A 13,396-nucleotide genomic window follows, 5' to 3' on the forward strand; every position below is an offset into this window, starting at 1 on the left:
GTACTGAATCGCGGCAGTCTTGGTTAGGGAATTGGGATGGGAATCCGCCCCGACCCAGCGTCGACGGTGATGCGTCATACCTCAGATCGAGTCGGGTTTCTCGGCGTCTCGCACGTCGGCTACGACCTCTTCGTTCAGTCCCAAATCGTCAGCATACTCGGGGAGACCGATGTCCAATTGCGACTTTGAGAGACCACAGCCATAGAACGTACTGAGGAGATACTGCGTCTCCCACTGGAAGTCGACGCCCCGGCGTTCAGCTGCGTCGTGCATAGCGCGGTCGTTCGTGACGACACAGCAGTTGGTCGCCTCCGCCAAGATGATACACGCCCAATCAGCGACTGCAAGGCGCATCGGTGCTTCGACCTCGACGGTTTCGAGATTTACCGATTGGAGCGTCAGCCACTCCGGTTGGGTCGTATCATGGTATGCTGAAAACTCATCCCACACCCGCGTTGGTGCGTACAGGTCGTGCGTGGGGTCCCAGAACAAGAGCGCTTCAAGCCAGTCAACAGCAAAGAACGACGAGATGACATTCGTATCTAAGACGAATCCCGCCGGCTCACTCATTCACGAGCCCGACACCATCGTTGTGCAGCTCATCGACCGACGACGGCCCGCTTCGCAGTTCAACGTCGTAGGCGTCAAGCGACTCCTCAAACTCGAATCGGGAAGTATCAGCCAACTCAGCCCCCCTCCCGAGTGAGATTGGCATATTGGAATATACCGCTACAGCACCGAATTCGAGTACTGCCCGGCGGATAGTGGCATACTCGGCGCTAGCCGGGTCCGGAAAGTTAGATTCGCCGTCCAGTCCTTCATCGATGTAGTATATTGCGACACCGACATCTCGGGTGAGTGCCCGAATATCGCTCTCGTCCGGTTCGTCCTGCTCAAGAAGGGTCTGGAGTCGGATTAAGAAGGCGAGAATCGACGAGATAATCTGGCGTTTGCGTTCATCAGATAGGCCATCGCTGTCGAGCTCTCTCACTCCTGCCTGGACTCCAAGCACTCCTGCGACCAAGACAACGAGAGTCTCGGCGCTTCGCTTGCGATTGACGTGGCTGAACAGCCTTTCCAGCATGTCCTCGAACATCGAATCGAACAGTAGCAACACGCGGTCACCATCGACATTCGGGGCGAGCGCTTGCAGCGCTTCGATGTCACCAACTGCCTCGGCAAACCGGTCTTCGAACACCTCTATTGAGGTGGTGAAACGCTCGTGTTCGTCCATCGAGAGAATCTCCTGAGAGATTTCTCGTACGGCCACTTCGGGGTCCTCGAATATGAGGCCGAAGAACAGGTTGAGCTTCTTGAATTCGTTTTGAATCGGGCCGAGTGGTCCTTGTGGGCCACCGAACTGGTCCGGCGAGCCGCCTGGGTCGATACGAGACATACGTGAGTGGTGGTGTGGAGCGGTTGGTGTTTCGGGACAGCTCAGCTTCTTGTACCACAATATTCGCTGTCGGGGTTGATACTCCTTTGGTTCGTCTGAGTCAACGAGCTATGGCAAGTACAACCGTCGGGTGGCCATCCACTCAGACAGGGGTTTGAGCCGCTCAACCCTGCCGGAGAGTAGGTCGCTGTTCAGTCATCCCTGAGTAACGATTGCACCAGACGGTTGGGCATCAGCGACGAAGAGTGGGCAAATCGTTGCCACTCCCGAATATCCAGATTCCGAACACCGTGGAAACAATCGCAGTGTAGCGGAGGGAATCGTCAGCCTGTTAGATGCCGGTGTACCGACGAAGGCTGATGTCGCCACCGTGGTAGTCGACGTACAGGGTGTGTTCCAGCGAGATATGCGTGTCGCTGAAGTAGTCTCCTCCCTCGAGACGGAGGGTGACTGGGATACGCCCCGAGTCGCCGTCGTTCGTGTAGAATTTGAACTCTCCAGAGTGCTTTGCTTCGCTTCGATCCCCGGAGCCCGACCCTCGGTAGTACGACCACGTTCGGTATCGGTCGCTGTTATCGAGGTCGCCGATATCGAGTGCTGCTTGCACCAAATTGTTGGCATCGGAGACCGCCCCGGCGAATGGTAGCTGCTCGACCATCGTCATGAAGAATTCTCTGTAGAATTCGTCGACGTCGCTCCGTCCTGCTGGGTACATCCCGATGTCCTGCCGGTCGAAATTGAACTCGACCATCGGTTCATACCGAGCATCGATTTCCATGTATTGGTCACTGACAGTCAGCCCCGGAGATTTCTCTCCGTTGTGTAGAAGGCCGCCGACCGCTGTGAATCGGATTCTATGTTCGTGATCAGCGCCGTAGTCGACGTCGTAGCCATTGTAGTGGGCATACTCGAGTCCGAACGTGACCCCCAGGTCCGTGAATCCATCAGAGCCATCCAAAGCGATACTCGTCCTGTCTCCCTCTTGGTAGTTGTACGCCGCAGCCGTTCCAGAAGCGATCAAGGGGATACCAACAGCGGAGGCTCCGATTCCCTTCAGCAATCTCCGCCGTGTGCTACTCGACTTTCGCTTGTCACCGTTTCTTCCATCCATGTCTGGATGCTAACGGCTTGTCTTGTAGATTTAAATGTTTTTTCTAGATAAAAAATTCAATCACAAATTCATATATGTGTTAATACAAACGCTCCAATGTGGCTGGGGAAGCAGGCACAGGAGGAATCATTCTCCCTTCTGATGACCGTTCAGCTGAGGCGAGCAGCAAGCTGGTTAGACTGAACGGCTTCGTGAGTTCTCCAAGGCGAACGAACGCGGTGGGTGTAACTCAAAAACTGGATAGGGGGACTGTAGAGTGATTGGCGAGGTATGTGCAGATGTCCTCCCTCCGCCACTCAAGAGGTGACAAGAGGCTTTCTGTCGCCCGAATCGTCAGGTCGGTGTAGTAGCCTGGGTCATATTCACAGCTTGAAGCCTCGTTGACGAGACGAACACGTTCTCGTCCATGTCGGTCGTCGTTGACAACGACCTAACCAATCGATTGACCAGGATCGTCACGATACCAGCCGTGATGAGTGCCGGCTCAGCGGGGCCGAGTCGCTGTTCGGGGGCAGCCCGCCGAATTCGCTCGCGGACCGCTCAGTCACCGGCCCTCACCTCCCCGCTGTTGTGTCGGGGGACACCACCGTGTCCGCTGTTCTCGCGCGCGTCCTCAACCCCGAGGTGGTCGACGAGCAGCGGGTCAACAGCGTCAAGGTTTACCCACGCGGGGATTTGTTCGTCACCACGCCACAGCGCCACGCGCCGGGCATGCTTGCACCCGCCCTCGGGGTCGTTGTACTGGGCGTCCGGGCACGTGCAGGCCCTCGTCTCGGCATCGACGGTGTACTCGCGTCCTTCCTCGCTGTACACCCAGTACAGCCCTGGCGCGAACTCGTACACCGCCAGTAACTCGCTCAACGCCCGGCAGTCTCGCGGGGCGGTCATCGCCAGCGGCGACGCCGAGCTGTCGACGCTCATCGCCGCTCCCCACACTGGCAGTGCGTTTGGACGTCCACCCGGCGGAGTGCCTCAACCCTACACCCCGAGCAATGATAGTAGCACACTCCCGTCGACTGCCTATAGCGGTCATATTCAGGGATCGGGCCAGTGATACTCGCTTCCCGATTCGACTCTCGGTCGCTTGTTAACTCGGTCATCACACGCGAGAATGATCATGAACACCCCCGCACCTCTCAGGGGGTGATACACGCCACCAGAGCCGCGAGGGCAGATTTACTCCTCGATAGGTTGGATGGCCCGAACGTCGTCGGCGAGCGCACGGACGTACGCTCGGAGGTCGTCCATGTCCTCGCGCGCCTCGTCGAGGGTGGTCGACTTCACCTTCGCCGTGATGGTGTCCTGATCGCGCGCGTTCCAGTCCCCCGCTTCAACTTCACCGTGAGCGAGACACCCACGTCGGTTCGTTCGATACGGTCGGTCAGCTGTGCGTCTGGCTGCGTTGGTTCCTCAGTCATAGTGCGAGGATGCCTTCCAGCACCCTCACCGCCCGTGGGTGCGACAGACACCACCGAGCGGTCACACCCCAACCACCTACTCAGAAGAGGACGTCGGCGGGGACGATCCACAGCGGGCCTTTTCCTTCGGCGTCGAGAATCCGGTCGAGGGCCTCGCGATGGCGAATCCCCTGGCCGTACTCGTCGTACAGATAGACCGACGGCCCGCGATACGCGCCGAGCGTTCGGCAGGCATGGCGGACCATGGCGTCACCCATCAGCTCCTCGTCAGAACACTCGGCCAGCGCCTCCTGGACACGCCCGAGCGTCCGGTGGAACTCCCGTTCGGTCGCTTCCCACCCGCTGTCGAGGAGCCGTTGCCCAGCGGGCGAGTCGATTCGAGCGACCGTCGGCCGGTCGCCCCACCGGGCTGGTCCGGCCACGCTTGACGAGTCGTCGAAGGTCACGTAGTAGTCGAACACTGGGGCCTCAGAGATGTCACGGCCAGTCAGTCCGTCGAAGACGCTCTGTGCTCTACTCAGTGCCTGCTCTGCAGTCGGTGCGCTCACGAGCGCGTAGATGAGTTGGTGCATCTTGGTTTCCGCCGACGCTCGACCCACACACAATCGACCATGTCTCTTCGTCCGACTCGCGTCGGCGCTCATCGCCGACGCCGATAGACACCAGCACAGTATCATCGTATCTCATCTCCACCCTGCGACCACCCCCCGATTGAAGCGACACACGACCCCGTGATCAGGGCCAAATACCTACTGCCACGAGAGTTGCTACAGAACCTGAGAGTATTTTCCATTTAATTACTGTCCTATTTATTTAGAAAAATTTACATTCAGACGCGCGAACGTGTCGTGTATGTCCGATGGACACTCGGTCAAATCGTACATCGCACAGCATCCAAAACTCATGGGCATGGCCTTCGCCGCCGTGCTTTTCGGTAGTCAGGTCGGCGCGGCCGCCGCTGAAGGCTGCACCCACGTCGGCCCGTAACGCTTCGGGAACGCGATTACAAGAACGGAACGTCTTCTGCGGCAACCACATCGCTCCAGTAGAGCGTCCCCTCGAACCGGACCGGGACTGAACTCGCCCGCTGCAGCAGGTGGCGGAGGTCATCAGAGTCAGCCTCAATCGAGGCGATATGCCCGGAGTTCAGATAGAACGTCTCGTTCGACCCCAGATACGGTGTATACGTCGCCCCCAGCGGTGCCTGGCGGGACGGATAGCCGTGGTAGTGCAGCTGAAAGGTCTCTCCGTCCCGTTCGACGTCGTAGCGGAGGGCCGTTCCGTCGCTGGTCGCCGTGACGGCCGTATTCCCGTCACCGACAATCACGTACTGGCGGCCGGTCGTCGTCTCCGACCCGATCACGTCAAGGGCACCACCGAGTGAGAACCCCGCGTTCAACAACCGGGCGATCTGCCGACCGACGGTCGTCGCTGGGGCGTTCGCCACGGTCGACAGTGTGACGACCCCACCGACCGCACCGGCGTCAACGAGCGCTCGCCCTTGCCCGTACGACCGGCATGCGTTGAGGATGAACGCACGCATCCCTACGTTCGAGAGCGTTCCCGCGTCTAGGAATCCGTCCCCACACTGAAGGCCGTCCTCGGTGACGTGGCCGATGTAGTGGAGGAGGTCGTGCTCTGACCGAAGGAGGTCACGAGTCTCCGAAACCGTCTGCTCTTCGTGGATTGTGACGTCCATCTCGATGAACTCACGAAGCCCGTAAATGTCACTCACCGACCGCTCAGAGCGCATCTCCGGGGCGTTTGCGATGACCTGCACAGAGACCGGGCCATCACCGACCGGGTCGAGGCGGCGTTCACACGCTGCCGCCGTGGGCTTCGACGCCCCGATAGGGACACCCTCACCGATCCACGCGTGCTCAATGCTCTCGACAGGCGGTGGACTGACGATGTGGGGCTGTGCCGCCTCGCTCGATTGAAACTCCTGGACGGTTGTCGACGGTTCGGCGCGGGTGAACTCACTGAGAGCACTGACGGCATCCCTATCGATCGTCGTCGACGACGGCGACGACCGAGGAACGCGGATGTGTGCGAGGTCGTAGGCGGCGAACGGGAGGAACGCAGCGTGTCGTGCCTTCGGTTGGACATCTGCCGTGAGCTTCCATCCCGGTCGAACGTCGGCGATGTCGTCCCATGGAACGGAGAGGTACGTGTTGACCTGCGTGGCGAGGTCGGCGTCGTAGAGCCTCGAAAAGTCGAAACCGACCCGACGTTCGATGACCGAACGTTCATACAGATCGAGCGGGTAGAGCCCTTCAGTTCGCGTTACGCAGTCGAGGGTGAACAACTGTTCGAGCGTCCGGCGGACGGTCTCCTCGTAGTCATCTGTTTTCGTAAGCGAGTGTTCGACACCATCGGCAACGAGCAGAGGTGTGTCACCAGGTACGACTGTGGCGTTGAGGTAGTACGCCAGCGATACAATTGGATAGATGTGGTCGAGCGTCGGAGGAACCTCGATGTGGACAGGCGTGTCTGTCCGCTCTAAGCCACTGGGAGCTTCGAACGAATCTCCATCAACTGTGATGAGCGGCGGGCATCCACGAAGTGACGGCCACGACCGTTCCGGAGAGTTCGTCTTGAGCGCCGATCCCAGACACGAGATCGCCCGCATGATATCGCGTGGCTGTTCGGTCGTCTGAATCGTTGCTTCGGGATGGCGTTGGAACGACCGGACACCGAGGGCCGCCGAATCGCTATCGAACTGGATGACACGCTCGCCACCGTCGACGAACGTTTCGATGGAGCCGTCGACACGAAGATAGCAGATAATCCCGAGTGAAAGGATCTGAACCAAGTATTCGCCATCTACGACCTGCGCGGACGCTTCGTTGACTGCCTCTGCAACCGACGCCCCCGTAGTAGTCATGATGAAAACGCCAGCACTTTTCGGCGCGCGAAGCTCGTCAACAGTGATGCGAGCGGCCGTATCCACTGGAAATCGGAATCCCTCAGTCGAAACGGAGGCTGGCGGAGACTCGAGAGTGGTGTCGAACGTAATTCTGAGTCCTTCGATCGGGTCGGTCACCAGAAGGTGGCCGTCGTCAGTCTGACCGATCGAGGGACTCGTTTCCGTCATCGATGTCTACTATCCGTTGGTGAGGCCATCGTCATTCCTCCATCGGCAGCCACCCGGTTCGTTCGCCGTAATTGAGCAACGTCCAGCGGTGTTCCGGACCACTGTCGTCGGTGTGCCTGAGTTCGATATGGATGTCGACGACACGAAGGAGCGCGTCGGTCGCCTCGCTATTAGCCGACAGACCGAGATGGAAATGAGCCATGCCCCGAGAGCGGACCGTCTCGTCACCGATGACGCGAACGAACCGCCGAGTGGATGCAATGCCGTCGTCGTCGAGGAGCGGCCGGAGCGTCGCAACCCCGACCCGGAGTTCCGCAGGGTCGGGCGAGCGCCCGGCACGGTGTTGGGCGATGGCGTCGACGAGATGGCGTCTGAACGGTCGGGTTCGGGTGGCTGGTGAGGAAGCCTGTGTCGAGACGCTAGCGCCACTGCTGCGCGTCTCAGTCTGTCGAATCAGGTCGAGACCGGAGCTGCCGGGCGAACAGCCCTCCGGAAGGTGTTCGACAACCGCATCGTGACCGAGGTCCGTCACCCCAAAGACCCGATGGCGGTCCGGGGCTCGGCCGAACAACGACCGGGATTCGTGTGCTCGAACAGCAGTCTCGACGTCACCCGTTACGAGGAGTCGACAGCCGGATTGCTTCAGCTCGGCCAGGACCTCCCGGAACCGATGCGGATCGTCTCCAATGCGACGATCAGCGCCCGACCGTGCTGTCATTAGATAATCACTCATGACAAACGACGATAAATCACTCGGTTTTATTTCTCGATAGTAGACAGGTTCGTCGGTTGAGGACTCCGGGGCGGCGGCTATCTGAACACAAGTAGGGCGGGGTGGGCTGTTGATGATGGGACGGTGGCACGTGAGTGCCCGTGTTTCAGTGGCTACTGTCGCGATATCGGTGGATAAGCGAGAATCACGAGTATTCGGGAATTCAGGGTCACGGACATGCATACTAGCAGCAACGAGCATCCAGAACGACGCGTTACCCCACGTTTTCACCGAGTACTGACTCGTGGGGTAACCAAGCGATACTGTGAGTTCCGGTCGACAACAGTCATAGCAGAGACGAGCTATCAAGCGTCGACAACACGTGTAGTGTGTATCGGGTGTCAGCGGCCCCGATGGTCCCCCGCTTCTCGCCGTGGTTCAGGTTGGTGTCACGTACAGTTCGTCATTGACAGCGTAGAGATAGCCCTTCGACAGTAGCTCGTCGAGGAGGGTGTCAGCGTCAGCCGGGTCGATTCCGTCGTCGGTGAGCACCGTCGTGGCCTCCTCACGAGAGAGCCCCTCATTTCGCTCGACGGGCTCTCGGAGGGTGTCGAGGGCATCGGTCGCAGAAGAACTCAACTGTGTCCGGTCGGGCATGATCATACCGCGTTACACCCAGTAGCGGGTCTCCGACCATTAACCCACGGCAGACACGCGACTGACCACACCGGCCGACGAAATCACAAGACTAGCACTCAGACGATGTCGACCTCGATGTGTTCGCGCAACTCCGTCCAGCGCGCTCTGACCGTGGCCGTCGACACGTCCGCCGCTGCCGCTAACTCGGCCTGCGTTACGCCCTCGACACGCGCCTCGGCGACCAGATACAGCGCCGCGGCGGCCACCCCAGCGGGATGCTTCCCGTTGGTCAATCCCCGTTCTTGGGCTCGTTCGGTGACGTGCGCCGCCTGTCGGCGCGTCCCATCTGAGAGTCCGACCGTCGACGCGAGTCCGGGGATGTACGCACTCGGTGGCACGGGCACCGAGGGCAAGGAGAGCTCGCGATTCAGCACCGAGTAGGCGTTCTCGACTCGCTCCTGAGACACGCGAGCGAGTGTTGCGACGTCACCACAGGTTCGGGGCAACCCGTTCGTCCGACAGATGGCGTAGACCGCGCCGGTGGCCATCGCTTCGACCGACCGCCCCGGAAGGAGGTTCTCGTTCTGGGCTCGCCGGAACAGCGCGCACGCTTGCTCGACGATGGCGTCTGTGAGCCCCATCCCGCCCGCGATTCGTCGTACCTCACCCAGGCCATGTGCCAAATTTCGCTCGGCCGTCGACTGCCACATCGCCCGGGAGTGCTCCCGACGAAGCCGCGAGAGCTGCCGGCGTTTCCGCCCCGAGAGCGCGTTCCCGCGCCCGTCGCGCTTCCGTCCAATCTCCGTCGACAACCCCCGGTCGTGCCGTCGCTCGGTGAGTGGGGCACCCGTTCGTTCACGCTCCGCAGAATCGAACGGCCGCCACTCCGGCCCCCGGTCGATGTGCTGCTCGTCGAGGATGAGGCCACAGTCTTCGCACACCGTCTCTTGCGTGGTCGTCCGCACCACGCCATCACACTCCGGACACCGCTTCGTCTGGTGAGTAGTCGCCTCTCGATGCTCGTCGAAGCCCGTCTCGTAGATCTCTCGAATCGACATAGTTGACCTCGCGAGGCACTGTTCAGAACGCCCCGCACCCTTCAGGGGGCGATACACCCCACTGGCGGGCGCGGTGAGCGGTGCAGTTCGAGCTGGTGACTAAATCAACTGAAAATCGCCACTGACGAGGCTGAACGTCGTTTGCCGGTTTTGTTAGACGCAGAGCGTGGGTCTATCACTGAGGGTTTGGTCACTCAAGGAATGCCCAGAGCATTCTCTTGTGCCTATCCACCGGCTGTCCCCAAAGAATCATCTCTACCAAAATATCCTGGGTGTTAACTACCAACGAAGCATAGCCATCCCCCATGACGATTACTACTGAGTTTCGCCTCAGTTCTCCGTCTCTCCCGCTCGTGAGCCTCACTGAGGCACTTCCGCCTGACAACGTCGAGTGCGTTCATGGGCTCTGTTTCGAACAGGACGCCCGAATGTTCATCGTCAAAATCGATTCTGGGCTCGAGATAGCAGAAGCAGACCTGGAGGCTCTGGACGAGGTTTCAGCGGCGACAACGATCGGCTACGCGGGTGAGCAAACAGTCCACAACCTCACCGTCGAACTCGACGACTCGATCTCGCAGGTGTTCAACACGGGCAGTTCTGTCGCAGCAAAACTCGAACCGACCATCGTCACACCGGACGGGTGGTACGAGAAGAAGGTGTACAAAGACCGTGATTCGTTCGCCGAATCTCGGACCCGCTGTGAGAACCACGGTATCTCGCTGGACCTCATCTCCATGACCACCACGTCCTCCGCATCGGACGACGCGTTCCCATTTGGATTGACCGAACGGCAGTACGAGGCGTTGACGCTCGCGCTCTCTCGTGGCTACTACGAGAGCCCACGTCAGACCTCAACTGAGGACCTCGCTGCGGAGCTCGGTATCTCACAGCCCTCGCTATCGAGACTCCTCAGGCGGGGTGAGCGCCAGCTTCTCTCGTCCGCTCTCCAGTCACAGGAGCACTTAAACACGGTTTCCAGTTAGCGCCGTCACTATCTGCCCGTAGTCCCTCGTCTCTGGTAGACAGCGAACTCCCATGAAATCAGTCGAACTCAACAACGGCGTCGAGATGCCCATCCTCGGCTTTGGAACGTACCAAATCGAGGACCACGAAGCGTGTGAGCGAAGCGTCACTGAAGCACTCCGCACAGGGTATCGTCTCATCGATACTGCGGCGGCGTACGGGAACGAGGAGGCAGTCGGGAGGGCGATCGAAACGAGCGACGTGCCGAGAGACGAGGTGTTCGTCACGTCGAAACTCTGGGTACAGGACGCTGGCTACGAGAGCACCAAAGACGCGTTCGAACGGTCGCTAGACCGATTGGGCCTGGACTACCTGGACCTATATCTGATTCATCAGCCCTACGGCGACGTCCACTGCTCGTGGCAGGCGATGGAGGACCTCTACGAGGAGGGCAAGATCAGAGCGATCGGGGTCAGCAACTTCCATCCCGACCGCGTGATGGACCTGATGGTCCACAACGACGTCGTCCCCGCCGTCAATCAGATCGAGACCCACCCCTTCTACCAGCGAACCGACGACGCGGCGTTCCTCGAAGACCACGGCATTCGACACGAGTCGTGGGGGCCGTTCGCCGAAGGACAGAACGACATCTTCGAACACGACGTGTTGACCACGATTGGAGACCGATACGGCAAATCCGCCGCGCAGGTGGTGCTTCGATGGCTCGTTCAGCGCGAGATCGTCGCCATCCCGAAGTCGGTCCACGACGAGCGAATCACCGAGAACTTCGACGTATTCGACTTCGAACTCACCGCCGAGGAGATGGAGACGATTGCGGGACTGAACGAAGGCGAAAGTCTGTTCTTCGACCACCGAGACCCCGACATGGTAAAACGACTGGGAGAAGCCGAGCGCGAGACGTAATCCTCGAGTTCTGAAGCTACCCTCCGGGCCAGAATCCTACGTGGTTATGGTACGCACCAGCTCCGACCCTACTTAAACACGGTATCCCGTTAGCATCGTACCCAAGCGGTTCACACCCTTGTTCAGACTAGAGCGACGATGGAATACACGACACTCGGTTCGACCGGCATGGAGGTCAGCCGTCTCTGTCTCGGCGGGATGAGCTTCGGTGTGAGCGACCTCCACGACTGGACACTCAACGAGGCGGGGTCGCGCGAGATTATCGAACGCGCGATCGACCTCGGCATCACCTTCTTCGACACGGCGAATGCGTACTCGAACGGTGAGTCCGAGGAGATCATTGGTGACGTTCTCGGAGAGTACGAGCGCGACGAGCAGGTCGTTGCGACGAAATGCTACTTCCCTACGAACCTCTTCTCCGGCGAGGACGAACCCCATCCGAACGCGTCCGGGCTCTCACGGAAGACCATCGAGCAAGAACTGGAGAGTTCGCTGGACCGACTGGAGATGGACACTATCGACCTCTATCAGATCCACCGGTGGGACTACGACACACCCATCGAACAGACGCTCCGCGCACTCGACGACGTAGTCCGCCGCGGAAACGTGCGATACATCGGCGCATCTTCGATGTGGACCCACCAGTTCGCCGAGGCGCTCTACACCAGCGAACACCGTGGCCTCGAACGGTTCGTTACGATGCAAGACCACTACAACCTCGTCTACCGCGAAAGTGAACGCGAAATGTTCCCTTTCTGTGAGAAGGAGGATATCGGCGTCATCCCGTGGAGCCCGCTCGCCCAAGGGTATCTCACTCGCCCATACAACGAGCTGACGGCGACGACTCGCGGTGAGGAGCTGACCGACACGCACGAGGAGTATCGGATGGGTGGTGGCCCAGCCGTCAACGGGCGGGTCGAGGACCTCGCAGCGGAGAAGGGCGTGACGATGGCACAACTCTCACTGGCGTGGCTGCTCCACCAGGACGTCGTTGATGCACCGATCATCGGCACCACGAGTGTCGAACACCTCGATCAAGCCGTCGAAGCACTCGATATCGACTTATCTGATTCAGACCTTGAATATTTGGAAGAGCCATACGAGCCCCTGCCGATTGCCGGGACTCCGGTTCCTGGGTCGGAAGCCAATTAGAGTCACCCCGATGCAGGATGCCACATAGATTTCAGATGAGACAGAACACGCTGTTCGACTCAGAGGCGGCAGATACTGATGGAACAAGCCGGCGTAGGTTGCTCGAGGCAGGCGTCTTGGCCGGAGGCGGGTTCCTCGCGGGATGCTTGCACGGGGGCACCTCTGAGACGGACGAGCAGAATGACTCTTCCCAAACTGCGGATGAGAGTCGCGTATTGATCGTATTCTTCTCTCGTACGGAGAACACCCAGGCTGTCGCTGAGATCATTCAGCAGGAAGTGGGTGGAGACCTGTTCGAGGTCCATCCAGCAGAACCGTATCCCGTAGAGTATGACACGCTCGTCGCCCAGGTAGACGAAGAAAACGAGGCCGGCTATACACCGCCCCTCCAGTGCAGAGCTGAGGACATCCAGTCGTATGACACCGTGTTTATCGGCTTTCCAACGTGGGATATGCAACTGCCGCCACCGATGAAGACCTTTCTGAGGGAGCACGACCTGAGCGAGAAAGCTGTGGTCCCATTCAATACGAATGGAGGGTATGGTACTGGGAGTAGCTTTCAGACGATTGAAGATCGCTGTCCCGATGCTGACGTACTGGAGGGATTCTCCACGAGAGGCGGATTGGAGAGAGATGGGATCTACCTCGCAATCAAGGGGGAACGGAGAGGCAAGGTCAAAGCAGAAGTGGCCGACTGGTTGCAAAATATTTAGGCTGCACCGGACGGAGTATGCCGGGAGTGTGAGTAAGAGCCAGTCGAGGAGGTTCGTAGTGAAGCCGCCGACGAATTGTCGGGGGTTGAAGACTGACCCGGCTGATACACACGCGGCACGGGTCTAACAGCTGAGTCACTCGATTCCGGTCCGAAAATAACCCAACTCACAGTTTGCCGGTATTGTTAGATAGAGAGCGTGGGTCTAACACAA

At 59.4% G+C, this 13,396-nt stretch carries 14 protein-coding genes and 1 pseudogene; 5 read left to right on the top strand and 10 right to left on the bottom strand.

Annotated features, from left to right (window positions below; genetic code table 11):
* Nucleotides 1–81: 81 nt before the first annotated feature.
* The 6 genes and pseudogenes from GQS65_RS11070 to GQS65_RS11095 all read right to left on the bottom strand — a co-directional run bounded on the left by GQS65_RS11070 (nt 82) and on the right by GQS65_RS11095 (nt 4,497).
* Nucleotides 82–570 carry a hypothetical protein gene (locus GQS65_RS11070; protein ID WP_158204712.1) on the bottom strand — a complete coding sequence of 163 codons (489 nt, stop codon included), beginning with the start codon at nt 568–570 and terminating at the stop codon, nt 82–84.
* Nucleotides 563–1,396, bottom strand: coding sequence for a UPF0175 family protein (locus GQS65_RS11075; protein WP_158204713.1), 834 nt, complete (start codon nt 1,394–1,396; stop codon nt 563–565). The genes GQS65_RS11070 and GQS65_RS11075 overlap by 8 nt, the downstream gene beginning before the upstream one ends.
* Nucleotides 1,397–1,727: 331 nt before the next feature.
* The gene (locus tag GQS65_RS11080) at nt 1,728–2,507 is read right to left on the bottom strand and encodes a hypothetical protein (protein ID WP_158204714.1); all 780 of its coding nucleotides are present in this window, start codon (nt 2,505–2,507) and stop codon (nt 1,728–1,730) included.
* A gap of 540 nt (nt 2,508–3,047) precedes the next feature.
* Nucleotides 3,048–3,428, bottom strand: coding sequence for an SWIM zinc finger family protein (locus GQS65_RS11085; RefSeq protein ID WP_158204715.1), 381 nt, complete (start codon nt 3,426–3,428; stop codon nt 3,048–3,050).
* A 255-nt stretch (nt 3,429–3,683) separates the two neighbouring features.
* Nucleotides 3,684–3,925, bottom strand: a pseudogene (locus GQS65_RS11090) (DUF7389 domain-containing protein).
* 80 nt (nt 3,926–4,005) lie between these two features.
* Nucleotides 4,006–4,497, bottom strand: a complete 492-nt coding sequence (locus GQS65_RS11095; protein WP_158204716.1) for a hypothetical protein — start codon at nt 4,495–4,497, stop codon at nt 4,006–4,008.
* 280 nt (nt 4,498–4,777) lie between these two features.
* On the opposite strand from GQS65_RS11095, the gene GQS65_RS22300 reads away from it, so the two are divergent.
* Nucleotides 4,778–4,912 carry a DUF7503 family protein gene (locus GQS65_RS22300; protein ID WP_449271793.1) on the top strand — a complete coding sequence of 45 codons (135 nt, stop codon included), beginning with the start codon at nt 4,778–4,780 and terminating at the stop codon, nt 4,910–4,912.
* 16 nt (nt 4,913–4,928) lie between these two features.
* Here GQS65_RS22300 and GQS65_RS11100 read toward each other — a convergent pair whose 3' ends face one another.
* From GQS65_RS11100 to GQS65_RS11115, 4 genes are all read right to left on the bottom strand, one after another.
* Nucleotides 4,929–6,971: a hypothetical protein gene (locus tag GQS65_RS11100; protein ID WP_158204717.1), complete on the bottom strand. Its 2,043-nt coding sequence runs from the start codon at nt 6,969–6,971 to the stop codon at nt 4,929–4,931.
* Between the two features lie 82 nt (nt 6,972–7,053).
* Nucleotides 7,054–7,995 (bottom strand): DUF7504 family protein, encoded by a 942-nt coding sequence (locus tag GQS65_RS22305; protein ID WP_449271794.1) that lies wholly within the window; start codon nt 7,993–7,995, stop codon nt 7,054–7,056.
* Nucleotides 7,996–8,172: 177 nt separating this feature from the next.
* The gene (locus tag GQS65_RS11110; RefSeq protein ID WP_158204719.1) at nt 8,173–8,391 is read right to left on the bottom strand and encodes a hypothetical protein; all 219 of its coding nucleotides are present in this window, start codon (nt 8,389–8,391) and stop codon (nt 8,173–8,175) included.
* 98 nt (nt 8,392–8,489) lie between these two features.
* On the bottom strand, nt 8,490–9,431 hold the full coding sequence (locus tag GQS65_RS11115; protein ID WP_158204720.1) for a transcription initiation factor IIB: 942 nt from the start codon (nt 9,429–9,431) through the stop codon (nt 8,490–8,492).
* Nucleotides 9,432–9,736: 305 nt separating this feature from the next.
* Between GQS65_RS11115 and GQS65_RS11120 the strand changes: the two genes are divergently transcribed.
* From GQS65_RS11120 to GQS65_RS11135, 4 genes are all read left to right on the top strand, one after another.
* Nucleotides 9,737–10,414, top strand: a complete 678-nt coding sequence (locus GQS65_RS11120) for a helix-turn-helix domain-containing protein (protein ID WP_368280075.1) — start codon at nt 9,737–9,739, stop codon at nt 10,412–10,414.
* 52 nt (nt 10,415–10,466) lie between these two features.
* Entirely contained in the window at nt 10,467–11,318 is an 852-nt protein-coding gene (locus GQS65_RS11125; protein WP_158204721.1) for an aldo/keto reductase, read from the top strand.
* Between the two features lie 138 nt (nt 11,319–11,456).
* Nucleotides 11,457–12,470, top strand: a complete 1,014-nt coding sequence (locus GQS65_RS11130) for an aldo/keto reductase (RefSeq protein WP_158204722.1) — start codon at nt 11,457–11,459, stop codon at nt 12,468–12,470.
* Nucleotides 12,471–12,505: 35 nt separating this feature from the next.
* Complete coding sequence (locus GQS65_RS11135) at nt 12,506–13,183, top strand: flavodoxin (RefSeq protein ID WP_233265111.1); 678 nt, start codon at nt 12,506–12,508, stop codon at nt 13,181–13,183.
* Nucleotides 13,184–13,396: the final 213 nt, after the last annotated feature.

This window comes from Halomarina oriensis (assembly GCF_009791395.1).
In the GTDB taxonomy this organism is placed as follows: Archaea; Halobacteriota; Halobacteria; order Halobacteriales; family Haloarculaceae; genus Halomarina; species Halomarina oriensis.

Coding starts and splice junctions, on each gene's coding strand:
- GQS65_RS11110 (WP_158204719.1), bottom strand. CDS start 8,391: ATGCCCGACCGGACACAGTTGAGTTCTTCTGCGACCGATGCCCTCGAC.
- GQS65_RS11080 (WP_158204714.1), bottom strand. CDS start 2,507: ATGGATGGAAGAAACGGTGACAAGCGAAAGTCGAGTAGCACACGGCGG.
- GQS65_RS11095 (WP_158204716.1), bottom strand. CDS start 4,497: ATGCACCAACTCATCTACGCGCTCGTGAGCGCACCGACTGCAGAGCAG.
- GQS65_RS11130 (WP_158204722.1), top strand. CDS start 11,457: ATGGAATACACGACACTCGGTTCGACCGGCATGGAGGTCAGCCGTCTC.
- GQS65_RS22300 (WP_449271793.1), top strand. CDS start 4,778: ATGTCCGATGGACACTCGGTCAAATCGTACATCGCACAGCATCCAAAA.
- GQS65_RS11125 (WP_158204721.1), top strand. CDS start 10,467: ATGAAATCAGTCGAACTCAACAACGGCGTCGAGATGCCCATCCTCGGC.
- GQS65_RS11135 (WP_233265111.1), top strand. CDS start 12,506: ATGAGACAGAACACGCTGTTCGACTCAGAGGCGGCAGATACTGATGGA.
- GQS65_RS11120 (WP_368280075.1), top strand. CDS start 9,737: ATGACGATTACTACTGAGTTTCGCCTCAGTTCTCCGTCTCTCCCGCTC.
- GQS65_RS11070 (WP_158204712.1), bottom strand. CDS start 570: ATGAGTGAGCCGGCGGGATTCGTCTTAGATACGAATGTCATCTCGTCG.
- GQS65_RS22305 (WP_449271794.1), bottom strand. CDS start 7,995: ATGCTCGTTGCTGCTAGTATGCATGTCCGTGACCCTGAATTCCCGAAT.
- GQS65_RS11075 (WP_158204713.1), bottom strand. CDS start 1,396: ATGTCTCGTATCGACCCAGGCGGCTCGCCGGACCAGTTCGGTGGCCCA.
- GQS65_RS11085 (WP_158204715.1), bottom strand. CDS start 3,428: ATGAGCGTCGACAGCTCGGCGTCGCCGCTGGCGATGACCGCCCCGCGA.
- GQS65_RS11115 (WP_158204720.1), bottom strand. CDS start 9,431: ATGTCGATTCGAGAGATCTACGAGACGGGCTTCGACGAGCATCGAGAG.